Origin of the sequence: Methylovorus mays, assembly GCF_020531915.1 — a bacterium.
GTDB lineage: Bacteria > Pseudomonadota > Gammaproteobacteria > Burkholderiales > Methylophilaceae > Methylovorus > Methylovorus mays.
The window spans coordinates 22,408-42,276 of sequence record NZ_JAJAVG010000003.1 but is presented as its reverse complement, the minus strand read 5'-3'; the positions used below and the strand labels follow the sequence as shown (position 1 = coordinate 42,276).

The following is a 19,869-nucleotide window of genomic DNA, read 5'->3' as shown; positions in this document are numbered from 1 at the left end:
CCATCATGGAAAAAATCGTGCAGGAAAAATACGTACAGCTGGAAAACGTGAACATGACCTTTTTCACCAAAAAAGGCACGTTTGAAGCGCTGAAAAATGTGAACTTCAGCATACGCGAAGGCGAGTTCATCTCCATCATCGGCCACTCCGGTTGCGGCAAATCCACCGTGCTCAACCTGATCGCCGGCCTGTTGCAGCCCACTGACGGCAACCTGTTCTGTGCAGGCCGCGAGATTGCTGGCCCCGGCCCTGAGCGTGCCGTGGTGTTCCAGAACCACTCGCTGCTGCCCTGGCTCACCTGCAGTGAAAATGTCTACCTGGCGGTGGAACGCGTCTTTGGCGCCACCGACACCAAAGACCAGCTGAAAAAACGCACCCAGGCCGCGATTGAGCTGGTGGGCCTCGCCCATGCCGCCGACAAACGCCCGAATGAAATCTCCGGCGGCATGAAACAGCGCGTGGGCATTGCCCGGGCGCTGGCCATGGAACCCAAGGTGCTGCTGCTGGATGAGCCGTTTGGCGCGCTGGACGCCCTCACCCGCGCCCATCTGCAGGACGAGCTGATGACCATCATGGCGAAGTCCGGCTGCACAGCGGTGATGGTGACACACGATGTGGACGAGGCCGTGCTGCTCTCAGATCGCATTGTGATGATGACCAACGGCCCGGCCGCCACCATCGGCGACATTCTGGATGTGGAACTCGCACGTCCGCGCAAGCGGCTGGAGCTGGCAGAAGACGGCCACTACAACCATCTGCGTAGCGAAGTGCTGAAGTTTTTGTATGAACGCCACGCAAAGAAGGCGGCTTGAGAAGGCAATACGAGCAATTAAATAATCAGGCAAAAAAGTGGCCCGTCGGTCAGGACGGGCCGGTACTACCCGTTACCCCTCATCAGAAAAAAGGAGCAACACATGCAAAGTAATTCGAGTTTCACACTGAGTCAAGCCAGCATTGCCCTGCTGTTGGGCATGGCTGCCCTGCAGGCTCCCGTGGCCAGCGCCGAAGAAGCCCTGCCGGAATATACCTTCATGGACGCCATCAAGACCGGCAAGAACCTCACCAGCTTTCGCCTGCGCTATGAAAACGTGGATCAGGCCAACCGCTCGGAAACCGGCGAAGGCCTGACACTGCGCAGCCTGGTTGGCTGGCAGACGGCGCCTTACAAAAACTTCAGTTTTGGCATTCAGCTGATCAATGTCTCCAAGGCGATAGATGACTATGACGACCGTGCCATGAACCAGCCGCAGCCTGGCATGGGCAATTACCCCGCCATCGTTGATCCGGACAACACCGATATCAACCAGGTGTATGTGGACTGGACGGGCATCAAGAACAACAAGATCCGCCTGGGTCGCCAGTCAGTGAAGCTGGATAACGTCCGTTTCATCGGCAATGTCGAGTTCCGCCAGGTCATGCAGGTGTTTGATGGTATTGCGCTGGAAAACAAGAGCATCAAGGACACCGAAATCTATCTGGCGCACTTTGAACGTGTAAAGCAGATCACGGAGAAAATGCGCAATGGCAATCTCGACATTGCCAATATCAAGTACCGCATTTCTCCCAGCGAGTCGCTTGTGGGTTATGGCTACTTCAACAACTTCAACGATCTCGGCTTCAACCAGAACAACAACCTTGGCGCCGGCGCCGACGCGTCAAACAAAACCCTGGGCCTGCGCCTCGACGGCACCCGCAAGGTCAATGACGACTGGAAAGTGCTCTACACCGCCGAGTACGCCAAGCAGACCGATTACTCCGGCGGCGACAAGAACATCGATGCCCACTATGCCCGTCTTGGCGGCGGCGCCATGTACGGCACCTGGTATGTGCGTTTCGATCACGAGCTGCTTTCGAGCAACGATGGCTTGTATGCCTTCCAGACCCCATTCGGCACCAACCACCTGTTCCAGGGCTGGGCCGACCAGTTCCTGGTCACGCCACGCTTCGGCATCAAGGACAACTACATCAGCTTTGGCGGCAAGCCTGTCGACAGCGTGTTGCTGCAGGCCGAGTACCACGTGTTCACCTCGGATGAGGATTTTGCCAAATTTGGTGGTGGCTTTGGCGACAAGTACGGCAAAGAGCTGGATCTGGGCGCGACCTGGAACGTGAACAGCAAGCTGATGCTGAAAGCGGAATATGCCAACTTTAAGGAAGACGATCGCCTGGCGCTGGCAACCGCACGTAAGGCCGATACCGAGAAGGTGTGGCTGACTGCCATGTATACCTTCTAGCCCTTGCTGAAGGAATAGCCCATGGGTATCTGCATCCTGCGATGCAGATACCGTTTACCAACCCCACGATGGATGCATGCATGAATACTGTTTTACAACATCGCCGCCCGCACCGCGCAGAGCCCAAGGCCGTCAGCGCCGAGACATTCAGCTCGCTGATCAACCTTGCCGGGCGCCAGCGCATGTTGTCGCAACGCATCATCCTCAACGCGATTCTGGCCACGCAACAGCATGAAGAAGCCGTGGCCGTGGCCCAGCAGGCACTCGCGCTGTTTGAGACCAGCCATGGTGAGCTGACCAAAGGCAATGCCACCTTGCCCGGGGTATTTTTCCCCGCGCTGCAGGCCATCTATTTTGGCGAACAGCAAGCGGACAAACGTATCCGCGCGTTCATCCTGCAAGCCCGGTCAGCAATAGAGGCCCTGGGCACGCAAGCTGCCGTCGCCCTGGTAGAAGAACTTGGCAAGCAGGCCACCCCGCTGGTGAACCTGCTCAACCAGATTACACAGGTGTATGAGGCGGAAGCCAAACAACATGCCCATGCCCAGCAAAAAGAGCACAGGGCGCTGATGGGCAACATCCAGCAGATCGCCAAGCAGGCCAAAATCGTGTCGGTCAATGCGCAGATCATGGCAGCGCGGGCGGGCGATGCTGGCAAGGAATTTTCGGTGGTGGCCGGTGTGCTTACCGCCATCACGGGCGAGCTGGACGAGCTGATCGTCAGCGCCATGAAGTCGGCCCAGCGCTAATGCGACGGGCCTTGAACACAATGTATCAAGATTGAAACGGTGAATGCGATGGCAGGAAAAGTGTATTTGATAGGGGCAGGTCCCGGGGATCCAGAGCTGATCACGCTCAAGGCAGTGAAGGCATTGCAGGCAGCCGATGTGGTGCTAGTGGATGACTTGGTGAACCGCGCCCTGCTGGCGCATGCACCCCAGGCGCGCATTGTGGAAGTGGGCAAGCGCGGCGGCTGCAAGTCGACTCCGCAGCACTTCATCAATCGCCTGATGGTATCGCTCGCCGAGCAGGGTCAGATCGTGGCCCGCCTCAAGGGCGGCGATCCCTTCCTGTTCGGCCGTGGCGGTGAAGAAATGCTGGAGCTGCGTGCCGCTGGCATTGCAGTCGACATCATCCCCGGCATTACCAGTGGCATTGCTGCCGCGGCGGCGATTGGCGTGCCGGTCACACATCGCGAGTACACGCATGGCGTCACGCTGGTGACCGGCCATACCCGCGATGGCGAGCAACCCAACTGGCAGGCACTGGCCGCCAGCGGCACTACGCTGGTGATTTACATGGGCATGAAGCATCTCGCCAGCATCGTCAGTGAGCTGCTGGCAGCGGGATTATCGGCGGAGACGGCGGCGGCGGCGATCCAGCAAGGCAGCTTGCCGGAGCAGCAGCAAGTCGTCACCAGCCTGGGCATGCTGCCCATGGCGGTAAAGCAGGCGGGCCTGGGTAGCCCGGCCATTATCGTGGTGGGCGATGTGGTACGCCTGGCACAACTGAACCTGGACGTGGCAGCCGTTGCTGCTGCGTGATTTTTAAGAGGTAGGAGAAGAGTATGAAGAAAATGAAACTGGTCGTTGTCGGCAATGGCATGGCTGGCATGAGAACCGTAGAAGAGCTGCTTAAGATAGCCCCGGATCTCTATGAAATCACCGTGTTTGGCGATGAGCCGCACCCCAACTACAACCGCATCATGCTCTCGCCCGTATTGGCAGGCGAGCAGACCATCGATGACATCATCCTGAATACACGCGAATGGTATGCCGAGCACAACATCACGCTGCATACCGGCAAGCGCATTGTGAAGATAGACCGCACGCGCCGCATTGCCTATGCCGAAGATGGCACCGAGGCCGAATACGACCGCATGCTGCTGGCCACCGGTTCTACGCCGTTCATGCTGCCGATTCCCGGCAAGGAGTTGGATGGCGTGATCGGTTTCCGCGACATTAAAGACGTAGACACCATGATAGAGACCGCCAGGACGCACAAGCATGCGGTAGTGATTGGCGGCGGCCTGCTGGGCCTCGAGGCTGCCAACGGTCTCAAGATTCAGGGCATGGATGTCACCGTGGTACATATCGGCAGCTGGCTGCTGGAACGCCAGCTGGACAAGACCGCAGGCAAAATGCTGCAAAAATCGCTGGAAGCCAAGGGCCTTAGCTTTCTCCTGGAAAAGCACACGGAACAGATTCTGGGTGAAAACGGCCGGGTGACCGGCGTGCGTTTCAAGGATGGCAGCGAGATTGCCGCCGATCTGGTGGTAATGGCGGTGGGCATACGTCCCAACTATGCGCTGGCCGAATCGGCTGGCATCCATTGCAACCGCGGCATTGTGGTCAATGACACCATGCAGACCTATGATCCGCGCATCTACTCCGTAGGCGAATGCGTGGCCCACCGCGGCATCAGTTATGGTCTGGTCGCCCCCTTGTTCGAAATGGCAAAAGTCTGCGCCACCCATCTGGCCAATTTCGGCATTGGCCTCTACAAGGGCTCGGTGACCTCCACCAAGCTCAAGGTGACGGGCATTGATCTGTTCTCGGCAGGCGACTTCAGCGGGACGGAAGGCTCCGAGGAAATTGTTTTACACGATGCAGTTGGCGGGGTTTACAAAAAACTCGTCATCAAAGATGACAAAATCATCGGCAGCGTGCTCTATGGCGACACCACCGACGGCAGCTGGTACTTCCAGCTGCTGCGCGATGGCAAGCCTATTCACGAGATTCGTGACCACCTGATGTTCGGCCAGGACAGCCTGGGCAATACCGGCCACCAGGGCCAGGATAAAGCCTCCAGCATGACCGACGAAATGGAAGTCTGCGGCTGCAATGGCGTATGCAAGGGCACCATCGTCAAGGCGATCAAGAGCCAGGGCCTGTTTACCATAGATGAAGTCAAGAAACAGACCAAGGCCGGCTCCAGTTGCGGCTCCTGCACCGGGCTGGTCGAGCAGATTCTGGCTTCCACGCTGGGCGGCGGCTATGCCCCGCCTTCCACCTCCAAGGCGGTATGTGGCTGCACCGACTTCAACCACGAAGAAGTGCGCGATGAAATCCGCAAGCACAAATACCTCAGCATTCCCGATGCCATGAAAGGCATGGGCTGGCGGACGCCGAATGGCTGCGCTACCTGCCGCCCGGCGCTGAACTACTATCTGATCTCTACCTGGCCGCACGAAGCCAAGGATGATCCGCAATCAAGATTTATTAATGAACGCGTGCACGCCAATATCCAGAAAGATGGTACGTATTCCGTGGTGCCGCGCATGTATGGCGGCGTCACCACGCCAGACCAGCTGCGCAAGATTGCCGATGTGGCCGACAAGTATGCCGTGCCCATGGTCAAGGTCACCGGCGGTCAGCGCATTGACTTGCTGGGCGTGAAGAAGGAAGACCTGCTGGATATGTGGAAAGACCTCGACATGCCGTCCGGCTACGCCTATGGCAAGAGCATCCGCACGGTGAAAACCTGCGTCGGCTCCGAGTTCTGCCGCTTTGGCACGCAGAATTCCACCCAGCTCGGCATTGATATCGAAAAAGCCTTTGACCACATGTGGGCGCCACACAAGGTGAAATTTGCCGTCTCCGGCTGCCCGCGCAACTGCGCCGAATCCGGCATCAAGGATGTGGGCGTGATTGGCGTGGATTCCGGCTGGGAAATTTATGTCGGCGGCAACGGCGGCATCAAGACCGAAGTTGCGCAGTTCCTGTGCAAGGTAAAAACGGCGGAAGAAGTCATCGAGTATTCCGGTGCCTTTATCCAGATTTACCGTGAAGAAGCGCGCTACCTTGACCGCACTGTGCACTGGATAGAACGCGTGGGTCTGGATTATGTGAAGAAGCGCATTCTGGAAGACGCCGAAGGCCGCAAGGCCGCCTATGAGCGGCTGATGTTTGCCCTGCAGGGCGCCACAGACCCGTGGGCGGAACGTGCCAACCAGCGCGAAACGCACAAGGAATTCGACACCATTACCGTTTAACGCACCGCGTGCCATGCGTGGCCCAGGCTTGTGGTAGCCTGAGTCTGCGCTGGCACCCGGCATTGCTGAGGAGATTCGCATGCAAACAAGTTTCTGGCAGGCCGGGCACAAGCCCACCCTGTTTTCATCCTTCCTGTACTTTGACCTGAGCTTCATGGTCTGGGTATTGCTGGGGCCATTGGCCGTGCAGATCGCCACCGACCTGCAACTCACACCTGCGCAAAAAGGCCTGATGGTAGCTACCCCCGTACTAGCAGGCGCGCTGCTCCGCATCGTCATGGGCGTGCTGGTAGACCAGATCAAGCCGAAAAAAGCCGGACTGATCGGCCAGCTGATTGTCATCGCCGCGCTCTTGGTGGCATGGTTGCATGGCATACACAGCTATCAGCACACTTTGCTACTGGGCGTGTTTCTCGGCTTTGCCGGGGCGGCCTTTGCCGTGGCGCTGCCGCTGGCTTCGCGCTGGTATCCGCCTGAACATCAAGGCACGGCGCTGGGCATTGCCGGGGCAGGCAATTCCGGCACCGCGCTGGCCGCCCTGTTTGCGCCTGGGCTGGCGATTGCCTTCGGCTGGAACAATGTATTCGGCCTGGCGCTGATCCCGCTGGCGTTTGCGTTGGTGGTGTATATGCTATTTGCCAAGGATGCGCCGGATGCCCCCGCCGCCAAGTCCATCAGCCAGTACGTGGCCGTGCTGAAGGACCGCGACGCCTGGTGGTTCATGTTTTTTTACAGCGTGACCTTTGGCGGTTTTGTCGGCATGGCATCGTCGCTCACCATTTATTTCCACGATCAATATGGCCTGTCGCCGGTGCATGCCGGTTACTTTACGGCGGCATGCGTGTTTGCAGGCTCCCTGGTACGTCCGTTGGGTGGCAATCTGGCCGACCGCATCGGTGGTATCCGCACGCTGACAGCGATGTATATGATCGCGGCGTTTTTCCTGTTTATCCTGAGCTTTGGCCCTGCGCAACAAGTGGCTGGGCTGGCTGTCGTCATCGCCGCCATGCTGGCGCTAGGCATGGGCAATGGCGCCGTGTTCCAGCTGGTACCGCAACGCTTCCGCAAGGAAATCGGCGTGATGACCGGACTGGTAGGCATGGCCGGAGGTGTGGGTGGATTCTATCTGGCTTCCAGCCTGGGTTACTCCAAGCAGGTCACGGGCAGCTACCAGATCGGGCTGACCGTGTTTGCCGGTCTGGCCATCCTGGCGGTGATCGGCCTCACCAGCGTCAAGAAACGCTGGCGCACTACCTGGGGCTCGGCGGCGGTAACGTCAGCCAAGGTCTAGGGTTTTCATGTCGCTGCAATTGCTGCTCGGCCAAAGCACGGCCACCGGCCCGCGTGAACGCAATGAAGATTTTGCGGGCATGGTGACGCCGGCCGGCATGCAGCTGCAAACCAAGGGCGCGCTGATCGCACTGGCCGATGGCGTCAGCGGCAATGCCGGTGGACGCGAAGCCGCCGAAATGACCGTGCGCAGTATCTTGTCCGATTACTACGCCACGCCCGATACCTGGGAAGTGCATAGCGCGCTGGACAAGGTGATCATCGCCGCCAACCGCTGGCTACTGGCGCAAGCCGCGCAGCACAAGGATTTTGCTGGCATGGCCAGCACACTTTCGTTGATCGTGTTTCGCGGCCAGCGCTTTTACTCGGCGCATGTGGGCGATACCCGCATTTACCGTCTGCGCCATGGTGAATTGCAACAACTCACCACCGACCATGTGTGGGAACGCCCCGACATGCGGCATGTGCTGAAACGGGCCATCGGCCTTGATCAGCATTTGTCCGTCGACTATGCCGATGGCGCCCTGCAGGTAGGCGATGTTTACGCGCTGATGAGCGACGGCGTATGGGATGTGCTGGACCAGGCGACGCTGCATCATGTCATGGGGCTTTACGATAACCCACAGCTGATCTGCGACGAGCTGACCCGGCTGGCGATTGCCCAGGGTGGCCACGACAATGCCACCGTGCTGGCGGCGCATGTGGTGCAACTGGGTGAGGAAACCCTCACGGACCTCTTGGCCGAGCACCGCCATTTGCGGGTACCGCCCAAGATGAAAGCAGGCGACGTCATCGACCAGTTTGAAGTGCTGAGCGTCTTGCATGAGTCACGCGCCAGCCTGATCTATAAAGTGCGTCACCGCATCACCACCCAGTTGTGGGTACTCAAGACCCTGCAACCCTTGCTGGCGGAAGACCGCGACAGCTGCCAGGCCCTGCTTAATGAAGAATGGCTGGCCAAGCGCGTGGTATCGCAATACCTGCCGCAAGTGCTGCCACTGACGGCCGAACAGCGCAGCCAGCTGTATTACGTGATGAGCTGGCATGAGGGCGCCACCCTGCAACACCGGCTGGATAACGGCCATCACTTCACCACCGCGGGCATTACCAGCATTGGCATTGCCCTGCTGCGTGGCCTGGGCGCCCTGCACCGCCTGCAGATTCTGCATCGCGATATCAAGCCCGCCAATCTGCATATGGCGATGGATCAGCGTTTGCGTATCTTGGATCTGGGCGTGGCCCTAAGCCCGGTCACCGGCCATATTGCCAGCATGGATAACCCCGGCACGCCCAGCTTCATGGCCCCCGAGCTGTTTGATGGCGCCGGCGCCTCGGTCAGCAGCGATCTTTATGCGGCGGGCGTGACCCTGTATTACCTGCTGACGCGCAAATATCCGTATGGCGAGATTGAGCCTTTCCAGCATCCGCGTTTTGGCGAGCCGGTGCCGCCTACGCGTTATCGGCCGGAGATTCCGCGCTGGCTGGAAAATATTCTGCTGAAAGCGGTGGCGCGCCTGCCCGAGCACCGTTTTGAAACCGCCGAAGAAATGCTGCTGGCATTGGAGATCGGTGAAACCCGGCCGATTTTGCCGCCACCGCGCACGCCGCTGATTGCCCGCGCGCGGCTGGTGAAATGGCAGTGGATTGCGCTGGTTTCACTGATGGTGAATTTCATGCTGCTGTACCTGTTGATCGTCTCGTAATGCCGCCGGGGTGAGGCGAGTGCAAGACAGCCCTTGTTGAGTCTTTTAGTAAGTTTTGTGATTGTGTTTTTGTTGTTGAGTTGTCATCTCTTGATTTGGAGTTTTTTATGAGTACCTGGACCAAAATTGCCCCTTTGACTGATATTCCCAAGCTGGGCTCGCGTGTCGTACGCACAGCCAAAGGCGATATCGGCGTATTCCGCACCGAGGATGACCGCGTATTTGCCCTGAATAACAGCTGTCCGCATAAAGGTGGCCCGCTGTCGCAAGGGATTGTGTATGGTGACAAGGTGGCCTGCCCGCTGCATAGTTGGAAAATCAGCCTGATCGACGGCAAGGCCGAAGAGCCGGATGTCGGTGAAACCGCCTGCTTTGCCGTCAAGGTAGAAGACGGCATGGTCTTCCTGGACATTCCGTCCTGAAGGCAGTCCGCCCCATGCATTTGATCATGCAACACGGATATGGAGGATCAATGTCACCCGCCCGGCTTGCCCGTCATGCACAGGCGCGGGCTATCCTTTCCTCTCGTGTTGGCCTTAACCAGCGGTACCCAGAATCATGTTAAAAGAAACCAGATCCACCTGTTGTTATTGCGGCGTTGGCTGCGGCGTCATCATCACCAGCGAACATGACCGCATTACCGGCGTGCGCGGCGATCCCGACCATCCGGCGAACTTTGGCCGCCTGTGCACCAAAGGCTCCACGCTGCATCTCACGGCCAAGCTGGATACCCGCGTCTTGCAACCCGAAATGCGCACCAGCCGTCAGGCGCCGCGCCAGCCTGCCGATTGGGATACGGCGCTCGACCATGTGGCAGACCGCTTCGCCGAAACCATACGCCAGCATGGCCCCAACAGCGTGGCGTTTTATATCTCCGGCCAGCTGCTGACCGAGGATTATTACGTCTTCAACAAACTGGCCAAAGGCCTGATCGGCACCAACAACGTTGATACCAATTCGCGTCTGTGCATGAGTTCCGCCGTGAGTGGGTACAAACTGACGCTAGGTGCCGATGCACCGCCTGCCTGCTATGAAGACATCGACCACACCGCCTGCCTTTTCATCGCCGGCTCGAATACCGCGTATGCCCATCCCATCATTTTCCGCCGCATTGAAGATGCCAAGGCCCGCAATCCGGACATGAAAATCGTGGTGGTCGACCCACGCCGTACCGATACCGCCACCTTTGCTGACCTGCACCTCGCCATCCAGCCGGGCACCGACGTTGCCCTGTTCAACGGCATGCTGCACATCATGCTGTGGGAGGGCATGCTGGATCAGGCCTTTATCCGCGAGCACACCAACGGCTTTGATGCGCTCAAGGAAACCGTGCGTGAATACACGCCGAAGATGGTGGCGGACATTTGCGGCATCCGCGAGGCCGATCTTGTCACGGCAGCCAAGTGGTTTGGTAGCGGTCCCTCACTTTCCATGTATTGCATGGGGCTCAACCAGTCTATTCATGGCAGCGATAAAAACGCCGCCCTCATCAACCTGCACCTCGCCACCGGTCAGATCGGCAAACCGGGCGCCGGGCCCTTTTCACTTACCGGCCAGCCCAATGCCATGGGCGGCCGTGAAGTGGGCGGCATGGCGAATCTGCTATCCGGCCACCGTGATCTGGATAATCCGCAGCACCGCGCCGAGGTGGCCGCGCTGTGGGGTGTGGAGGATGTGCCCGCGACGCCAGGCAAGACGGCCGTCGACATGTTCGATGCCCTGAAATCAGGCGAAATCAAGGCAATCTGGATCGCCTGCACCAATCCGGCGCATTCCATGCCTGATCTCAACCAGGTACGGGCCGCGCTGGGGAATGCCGAACTGGTGGTATTGCAGGATGCCTATGGCAATACGGATACGAATATCTATGCCGATGTGGTGCTGCCCGCCACCAGCTGGGGAGAAAAAGAAGGCACCGTCACCAACTCGGAGCGGCGCATCACCCACATCACCCCAGCCGTCGCCAAACCGGGATCGGCCCGCCATGACTGGGAGATCGTGGTCGACTTTGCGCAACGTCTGGAACAGCGCCTGGGCAAGGCAAACACGCTGTTCAACTACCAGGTGCCAGAGACGATCTTCAATGAGCACCGCGAATCCACCCGCGGTCGTGACCTGGATATCACCGGCCTGAGTTATCAGCTGCTGGATGCGCAAGGACCACAGCAGTGGCCGCTCAATGAGAAGGTGAGCACTGGCTTACAACGCTTATACAGCGATGGCATTTTCCCCAAAGCCGATGGTCGCGCGCAATTTCATATTGCGCATTACAAGCCCACTGCGGACAAAACCGATGCGCGGCAACCTTTGCATTTGTTGACCGGACGCCTGCGCGACCAGTGGCACGGCATGAGCCGCACCGGCACCGTCGCCCAACTGTTCAACCATGTGGATGAACCCGTGATCTCGCTGAACCAGAACGACATGGAGCGACGTGGCATCAAGCCCGGCGACCTGGTCAAGGTGAGCAATAAACGCGGCAGCCTGACGTTGCGGGCGCAACCATCCGATGAGATCCAGCCTGCACAGAGCTTTATTCCCATGCACTGGGGCAGTCAGTTCATGAGCGGGCTGGGCTGCAATGCGCTCATGCCCTCCGCCTTTGACAAAATCTCACGCCAGCCCGAACTCAAGCACACCGCGGTCAAGCTGGAGAAAGTCGAGCTGCCATGGCAGATGACGGTCATGCGCAACTGCCACGACATGCACTTGCTGGAAGCGATTCGTCGCCTGCTGCCCGGTTTCGACTATGCGAGTTGCGGGCTTTATGGGCGCGGCAACGGCATGGTCGTGCTACAAGCCGCCCATCATGCGCCACCTGACGCAGCGGTGATTGATGCGCTGGATGCGCTGCTGGGCATGACAGAAGGCGCGCCCATGCTGAATTATCAGGATGCGCGGCGCGGCATCAGCAAGCGTATTCTGGTGGAGCCCGACGCCGCGACAGGTCGCCAGCAAGTAACCGGGGTGCGGCTGATAGGCGAAACCCTGGCCGCCGAATGGCTGCGCGAAGTGATGACGGAAGGCCAGTTCAGCGATGAACTCAGGCGCTGGGCACTGGCGCCGCTGAGTGCACCGCCCACCGGCCAACGGAGTCGCGGCAAAATCGTGTGCAATTGTCTGAATGTGGCAGAGAACGAAATTATTGATACCATAGAGATGGGCGCTGATTTCATTACCCTGCAAAACAAGCTCAAGTGCGGTACGCAATGCGGCTCCTGCGTGCCCGAACTGAAAAAACTGGTACAACTGCACGGCAGAACTGCCGCTTAATACATAAGGACAATCCATGAAATTCGTATACCTCGGCCTGCTGCTGGCCGCCCTCACTCCTTTTGCTCATGCCGCTGACAGTGAGCCGCAAGACATCACCGGCACCACCGACAAGGGCGAGAAAGTCGTGTTGCACCCGAATGGCCGCTGGAAATTCGTGGATACGGCAAAAGCAGCAGAAGCCAAGGAAATCGCCAAGCAGTTTCCGGAAAACCAGGGCTGTCCATCCAATATGCAAGGCGGCTTCCTCGGCTTTGGTCGTTGCATTCCGCAAGGCGACAAGGATTACAACCGCGGCTCCATGAGCGGCAAGGGTCGTTAAGTCATTCCTGATACGTGCCCTTTGAAATGGCTTCATTTTTTAAAGAGCACGGTTTAATTCCTCGATCCAGCGCATACTACCAGCCAAGTTAGTCTTCACTCCCGGTGTGCGCTGGGCTGAAGCAATACCACGCTATTCCCCCACAGCCTGAAAACAGGCTCAGCAGTCGTTTGCTGGCATGGTTCATGCTGGTATTCATGGCCGTGGCAGGTCATGTTGGCCTGCCATCTGAATAAGTCCAAGAACGTTCGTGACCCAAAGATTCGTGATTCAAAGATTCGTGACCCAAGACTTGTGAACTTAAGAACAGTTGTGAAGGATTCGCATGGCCATACGCGTTGCATTGCACCACAAGACCAGCTACACATTTGACCGTCTGGTTAATCTCTCCCCGCATGAAGTACGACTCAAACCCGCGGCCCACGCGCGCACGCCGGTGTTGTCTTACTCACTGACGGTGAACCCGGAAAAGCACTTCATCAATTGGCAGCAGGATCCGTACGGCAATTACATTGCACGCTTTGTGTTCCCGGAAAAAGTCACCAGCCTCGATTTCACGGTGACCCTGGTGGCCGACATGACGGTCATCAACCCGTTCGATTTTTTCGTGGAAAAATACGCTGAGCAATTCCCTTTTGCCTATACCGAACAACTGGAATACGAACTCGCCCCCTACCTGAAAGCAGAACCGGCAGGCCCCAGACTGGCCAAATGGCTAGACGACACGCGCAGTCAGTTATTGACGGCGCCGCTCACCATCGCCAATTTTCTGGTCGCCATCAACCAACGTCTGCAAGGCGATATCGGCTATCTGGTACGCATGGAACCCGGGGTGCAAACGCCGGAAGAAACGCTGGAAAAACGAAGTGGCTCCTGCCGCGACAGCGCCTGGTTGCTGGTGCAGATCCTGCGTCATCTTGGTCTGGCGGCGCGCTTTGTCTCCGGCTATCTGATTCAGCTCACCGCCGACATCAAGGCATTGGATGGCCCCAGTGGCACCGAGGTGGACTTCACCGATCTGCATGCCTGGACCGAAGTGTATATTCCCGGCGCCGGATGGATAGGCCTGGACCCGACCTCCGGCTTGCTGGCTGGCGAAGGCCATATTCCGCTGGCGTGTACCGCCATGCCCGCCTCGGCTGCGCCGGTGACCGGCTTTACCGATATTGCCGAAGTCACGTTTCACCATGAAATGAGCGTCACGCGCATACACGAAGACCCGCGCGTCACCAAACCCTACAGTGAAGAAGACTGGGAAAAGATAGACCAGATTGGTCAGCAGGTAGACCGTGATCTGCAAAAGCAGGATGTGCGGCTGACACAGGGCGGCGAGCCCACCTTTGTATCGATAGATGACATGGATGGCCCGGAGTGGAACACCCAGGCGCATGGCGACAAGAAACGCGAGCTGGCTGGCAAGCTGGCACTCCGGCTGAAAGAGCGCTTTAGCCAAGGTGGCCTGCTGCATTATGGCCAGGGCAAATGGTACCCAGGCGAGCCTTTGCCACGGTGGGCCATCAATATGTATTGGCGTGTGGATGGCCAGCCCATGTGGAATGATGCCTCGCTATTTTCCAGGGATGGCCAGCCGGAGAATTACGATGTGGCCGAGGCCAGGCAATTCGCAAGCAGTCTGGTAGACACATTGGGCCTGCCCGCGGCCTGCATGATAGAAGCCTATGAGGATGTCATGCAGCAAGCCTTGCTGGAGCAACGTCTGCCAGACAACATTGACCCCCTGCAGGCCGACCTTGCTGCCAGCGAAGAGCGCAAACGTCTGGCACAACTGCTGGAAGTCGGACTCGGCAAGGCCGCAGGCTATGTGATTCCGCTCAAACCGGAATCCTCCAGTAAATCCACCACCTGGCGCAGCAGCAAATGGCCATTGCGTCGCGAACATCTTTACCTGTTGAGCGGCGACTCGCCCATGGGCCTGCGCCTGCCGCTCGCCTCACTGCCCTGGGTGTTGCCAGACGACGTCGAACCTGAATTTGCGGTAGACCCCTTTGAAGCCAAAGAAGCGTTGCCGGAAAAACCTTTGGCACGCAACAAGCCGGGCAAAGCCAGCATCAAACCTGAAGCCCGCGAAGTGGTGCACACCGCGCTTTGCGTGGAGGTGCGTGGCGGGCGGCTGCATGTATTCATGCCACCCGTGTCACGCATTGAGGACTACCTGACTCTGGTGGCTGCGGTTGAAGCCACTGCGGCCAAACATCAGTTCAAGCTTTGGCTGGAAGGCTACCCACCACCACGCGATGCCCGCATCAAGTCGCTCAGCGTCACGCCTGATCCCGGCGTGATCGAGGTCAATATTCACCCGGCATCGAGCTGGCAGGAATTGGTAGGTAACGTCACGACGCTGTATGAAGAAGCCCGCCAGACCCGACTGGGCACCGAGAAATTCATGCTGGATGGCCGTCACACTGGCACCGGCGGCGGTAATCATGCCACCCTGGGCGGTGCCACCCCAGCCGACAGCCCCATGCTGCGCCGACCGGATGTGTTGAAAAGCCTGATTACCTACTGGCAAAACCACCCGGCCTTGTCCTATCTTTTTTCGGGGACTTTTATCGGCCCCACCAGCCAGGCGCCACGGGTGGATGAAGCGCGTGACGATAATCTTTATGAACTGGCGATTGCCTTCCAACAGATGGACAAGGTATTGCCGGATACCAAGGAGAGCGAGCGCCCGTGGCTGGTAGACCGCCTGCTGCGCAATCTGCTGGTGGATCTGACGGGGAATACGCACCGCTCCGAATTTTCCATCGACAAACTCTATTCGCCCGATGGCCCGACCGGCCGCCTGGGTCTGGTGGAGTTCCGCGCCTTTGAAATGCCACCTCATGCCCGCATGAGCCTGCTGCAAATGCTGCTGTTGCGGGCGCTGGTCGCGCACTTCTGGCGCAAGCCTTATCAGGGCAAGCTGGTGCATTGGGGCACCGAACTGCATGATCGCTGGATGCTGCCGCATTTTATTGCGCAGGATATTGCCGATGTAGTGGCTGATCTGCGCGAGGCAGGCTATGCCTTTGAAAAACACTGGTTTGATCCTTTTGTCGAATTCCGCTTCCCGCGTTACGGCACGGTGAATTACCACGGCGTGGAGCTCGAACTGCGCCAGGCCATCGAGCCCTGGAATGTACTGGGCGAAGAAATGAGCGGCGGCGGTACCTCGCGCTATGTGGATTCCTCGGTTGAGCGCATGCAGTTGCGCGTGCGCGGCCTCACGGATGGCCGCCACATCGTTACCTGCAATGGCAGGCCCTTGCCGCTGCAGGCCACCGGCATTGCCGGCGAGTATGTTGCGGGCGTACGCTTCCGCGCCTGGAGCCCCTGGTCCGCGCTGCATCCCACCATCGCGCCGCATGTGCCGCTGGTGTTTGATCTGGTCGATACCTGGAGCGGCCGGGCAATAGGTGGCTGTACCTACCATGTCAGCCATCCCGGTGGACGCAATTACGACAGCTTCCCGGTCAATGCCTTTGAGGCCGAAGCCCGACGCTTTACCCGCTTCTGGGATCATGGACATACCCCGGGCCCGGTCTCGATTGCAGAAGAGCCGCGCAACCCGAAATTCCCGTTTACGCTCGACCTGCGGTGGCAAGCTGTTTAATATTGCGCCATGCTGTCTTCGATACTGAACGAATACCCGTTTGCGGCAAACTCTCATAACGAGCTGCTGCAATCGCCTGGAACGCCTCGCCCTCACTGGCAGCCACTCATTGACTCCTTAAGTGGTGAAGAGCCTGCCGAGATGCGCAAGCGCGTTGAAAACGTGCGTCGACTGGTCTACGAAAACGGCCTGACCTATAACGCCTACGCCGACACCCAGGGCGGTCAACGCCCGTGGGATCTGGACCCCCTGCCGTTTATCCTGCCGCAGGATGAATGGGCGCATATTGAAGCCGCCGTCATTCAGCGCGCCACTATCCTCAATACCGTACTGCGCGACATTTACGGCGAACAGACGCTGATGGCGCAAGGCATGCTGCCGCCAGCGCTCATACACGGTAATGCTGGTTTCCTGCGCCCCTGCCATGGCATTCCACAACCGGATGGCGTCGCCTTGCACATGTATGCCGTAGACCTCGCGCGCTCGGCCGATGGCCGCTGGTGGGTGGTATCGGACCGCACGCAGGCACCTGCGGGCACTGGCTATGCGCTGGAAAACCGCATGGTCATTTCCAGTGTGTTTCCCGATCTGTTTCGTGATCTCAATATCCAGCGCCTGAGCGGATTCTTTGCCAGCCTGCGCGATAGCCTGGCCCACTGGGGGCGCGCCTGCGCTTATCGACAGTCGCAAGCCAACCCCAACATCGCCCCACTGAGCCCGAGTGAGCAGCCCCTCACGGTCATCCTGACGGCGGGGCCGTTCAATGAAACCTATCATGAGCAATCCTATCTGGCAGGTTATCTGGGCTTTCCATTGGTACAGGGAAATGATCTCACCGTACGCGAAGGCGTGGTCTGGCTGAAAACACTGGCAGGCCTCAAGCCTGTGCATGCCATCCTGAGGCGGCTTGACGATATTTACTGCGACCCGCTGGAATTGAATGCGGAGTCCCTGCTGGGCATTGCAGGCCTCACCGAAGTCGCCCGCCGCGGTCATGTACTGCTGGCGAACAGTCTCGGCAGCAATGTGCTGCAATCGGGCGCGCTGATGGGCTTTTTACCCGCGCTCAGCCAGCATCTGCTCAAACAGCCGCTGATGTTGCCCTCGGTGGCCACCTGGTGGTGCGGCGAGCCCCAGGCACTGGAAACCGTGATTGCCAATCTGGATCGCCTCCTGATCAAGAATGCCTTTTTGCATACGCGTGAAATCATGATTTACGGCCAGGATCTGGACGGCGCAGCACGCGAAGAACTGATCGCCCAATTGCGTGCGAACCCGGAAAACTACCTGGCGCAGGAGCTGGTCAAGGTATCGCAGGCACCGGTCTGGAATAGTCAATTGCAGCAAATGCAGGCGCAGTCGGTAGGGCTGCGGGTATTTGCCTGTGCCACGCCCAACGGCTATATCGTCATGCCTGGCGGCCTGACGCGGGTAGCCAGCAGCGCCAACAAACGCGTGATCACCATGCAAGGCAGCGGCTGCAGCAAAGATACCTGGGTGATCACGCCCGAGTTCAAGCCCAATACGCCTAGCCTGCTGCGCAAGACTACTTCCAGCGCCGGGCTGGTACATGACAACATTCACCTTTCCAGCCGCGTCATTGAAAATCTGTTCTGGTTTGGCCGGCATTCGGTACGCAGCTACCATGCCACGCGACTTCTGCGCACAGCCATCCACTACCTGCTGGATTTCTCGCCCGAGCATCGCGCCGTGGAGTGGCCCACAGTCAAGGCCATGTGCATCTGGTATAACCTGATGCCAGCCGATGAAGATGAAGACAACGATAACAATTACCCGCTGTTCGCCGAGGATGAAAATGCCATCGAATGCCTGCTGATTGCGGCCATTTTTGCCGATGACAGCTCCAGCCTTGCCAGTCATATCACGCAGTTCTTCCAGCTGGCTTTCAGTTTGCGCGAGCGTCTGTCCGGCGACCACTGGCGGCTGATCAACCAGCTGCATCTGCGCTTTGCCGAGCGACATTCGCAAGCATCCCTGAGTGAGGCGCTGGCGGTATTGGATGAAACCAATATGTCGCTGGTGACCATCTCCGGCTTTACCCTGGATAGCATGACGCGCGATCAAGGTTGGCGCTTTCTGTCGCTGGGGCGCCGCATCGAGCGCTTGCAGTTTTTGTGCATTCTGTTGCAGAAGGCATTGGCCATGCCTGCTGAAAGCAGCCTGGACTGGCTGCTGGAGCTAACGGACTCCATCGTCACCTATCGCGCACGCTATGCCGCGCAGCCAGAATGGCTACCGGTGCTTTATCTGTTGCTGATTGATGAAAACAATCCGAATGCGATGATGTTCCAGTTGCGTGGACTGGTGAAATACCTGTCGCAAATATCATCTGCCTACAACGGCGGCGGCGGCGAAGGACGCATGATGGAACGTATGGAAAGCCTGCGCGCGTTTGATGTGGATGCATCTTTTCATCACAACAGCCCGGAACTGATGTCTTGGCTGGCGGATACCTATCAGGCCAGCGTGGAAATTTCCCTTCAGCTGGGACATCGTTTTTTCAGCTTCTCGGACACCACCGCCAACTAAACCGCCATGCGCTATCACATCCAGCACCAGACCGCGTACCAGTACGATTTTGATGTGACCTTGTCACAGCACATGCTGCACATGACGCCAAGGCACCTGGCCTGGCAAAACACACTGGCGCATCAAATTACCATCTCCCCCAATCCCAGTGAGACATCACAGCGGCTGGATTACTTTGGTAATTCCCGCTTGTATTTCTCCATTTACAGCCCACACCAGACGCTTTCCGTGACTTCCGAATCCACCGTGGAAGTACTGCCCCGCCTGCTGCCGGCGTCATTAAGCCAAAGTCCGAGCTGGGAGTTTGTGAAAGAGGATCTGATACAGCATTACAACACGCATATTGAGGCTCAGCCATTTCTGTTCAGCTCGCCCAAGGCGGGCCGCCACCATACCCTGGCGAACTACGCAGCCCCCAGCTTCACGCCTGGCAGACCCTTGCTGGAAGCCGCACTGGACCTGACCCAGCGTATCTACCAGGATTTTGAGTTTGACGATCAGGCCACCAGCATTTCCACCCCATTATCGGAGGTGCTGGCCGGGCGCCGTGGCGTATGCCAGGATTTTGCGCATCTGATGATTGCCTGCCTGCGCAGCCTGGGGCTGGCCTGCCGTTATGTCAGCGGTTATATCCTGACAACGCCTCCAGAAGGTCAGGAGCGTCTGATCGGCGCCGATGCCTCGCATGCCTGGGCCTCGGTTTACTGTCCGGATATGGGTTGGGTGGATTTTGATCCGACCAACAATTGCGTGGTGCAGACGGATCACATCACCATCGCCTGGGGGCGGGATTTCAGCGATATTTCGCCCATGCGCGGCGTGGTATTGGGTGGGGGCGCCCAGCAGCTGGATGTCAGCGTCACCGTGACCCCCATCGAGCAGCATTAAGC

At 58.4% G+C, this 19,869-nt stretch carries 13 protein-coding genes; all 13 read left to right on the top strand.

The genetic code is table 11. The annotated features are described in order from the left end of the window. Positions 1–5 precede the first annotated feature (5 nt). The 13 genes from LG203_RS00805 to LG203_RS00745 all read left to right on the top strand — a co-directional run bounded on the left by LG203_RS00805 (position 6) and on the right by LG203_RS00745 (position 19,867). Complete coding sequence (locus tag LG203_RS00805; RefSeq protein ID WP_230344059.1) at positions 6–812, top strand: ABC transporter ATP-binding protein; 807 nt, start codon at positions 6–8, stop codon at positions 810–812. A gap of 102 nt (positions 813–914) precedes the next feature. Further along, positions 915–2,234, top strand: a complete 1,320-nt coding sequence (locus LG203_RS00800) for an alginate export family protein (RefSeq protein WP_230344058.1) — start codon at positions 915–917, stop codon at positions 2,232–2,234. Positions 2,235–2,314: 80 nt separating this feature from the next. Continuing rightward, on the top strand, positions 2,315–2,983 hold the full coding sequence (locus LG203_RS00795) for a type IV pili methyl-accepting chemotaxis transducer N-terminal domain-containing protein (protein ID WP_230344057.1): 669 nt from the start codon (positions 2,315–2,317) through the stop codon (positions 2,981–2,983). Positions 2,984–3,031: 48 nt separating this feature from the next. After that, positions 3,032–3,778: a uroporphyrinogen-III C-methyltransferase gene (cobA, locus tag LG203_RS00790; protein WP_230344056.1), complete on the top strand. Its 747-nt coding sequence runs from the start codon at positions 3,032–3,034 to the stop codon at positions 3,776–3,778. Positions 3,779–3,801: 23 nt separating this feature from the next. Then, on the top strand, positions 3,802–6,228 hold the full coding sequence (nirB, locus tag LG203_RS00785) for a nitrite reductase large subunit NirB (RefSeq protein WP_230344055.1): 2,427 nt from the start codon (positions 3,802–3,804) through the stop codon (positions 6,226–6,228). Positions 6,229–6,307: 79 nt separating this feature from the next. Next, positions 6,308–7,519: a nitrate/nitrite transporter gene (locus tag LG203_RS00780; protein ID WP_230344054.1), complete on the top strand. Its 1,212-nt coding sequence runs from the start codon at positions 6,308–6,310 to the stop codon at positions 7,517–7,519. A 7-nt stretch (positions 7,520–7,526) separates the two neighbouring features. Beyond that, positions 7,527–9,221: a bifunctional protein-serine/threonine kinase/phosphatase gene (locus tag LG203_RS00775; RefSeq protein WP_230344053.1), complete on the top strand. Its 1,695-nt coding sequence runs from the start codon at positions 7,527–7,529 to the stop codon at positions 9,219–9,221. 107 nt (positions 9,222–9,328) lie between these two features. Next, entirely contained in the window at positions 9,329–9,643 is a 315-nt protein-coding gene (gene nirD, locus LG203_RS00770; protein ID WP_013441169.1) for a nitrite reductase small subunit NirD, read from the top strand. Positions 9,644–9,779: 136 nt separating this feature from the next. Then, positions 9,780–12,494 carry a nitrate reductase gene (locus LG203_RS00765; protein WP_230344052.1) on the top strand — a complete coding sequence of 905 codons (2,715 nt, stop codon included), beginning with the start codon at positions 9,780–9,782 and terminating at the stop codon, positions 12,492–12,494. 16 nt (positions 12,495–12,510) lie between these two features. After that, complete coding sequence (locus LG203_RS00760) at positions 12,511–12,816, top strand: hypothetical protein (protein ID WP_230344051.1); 306 nt, start codon at positions 12,511–12,513, stop codon at positions 12,814–12,816. A gap of 325 nt (positions 12,817–13,141) precedes the next feature. After that, complete coding sequence (locus LG203_RS00755; protein ID WP_230344050.1) at positions 13,142–16,429, top strand: transglutaminase family protein; 3,288 nt, start codon at positions 13,142–13,144, stop codon at positions 16,427–16,429. A gap of 9 nt (positions 16,430–16,438) precedes the next feature. Further along, positions 16,439–18,979 (top strand): circularly permuted type 2 ATP-grasp protein, encoded by a 2,541-nt coding sequence (locus LG203_RS00750; RefSeq protein ID WP_230344049.1) that lies wholly within the window; start codon positions 16,439–16,441, stop codon positions 18,977–18,979. Positions 18,980–18,985: 6 nt separating this feature from the next. Then, positions 18,986–19,867, top strand: a complete 882-nt coding sequence (locus LG203_RS00745; protein WP_230344048.1) for a transglutaminase family protein — start codon at positions 18,986–18,988, stop codon at positions 19,865–19,867. The last annotated feature ends 2 nt before the right edge of the window (positions 19,868–19,869 follow it).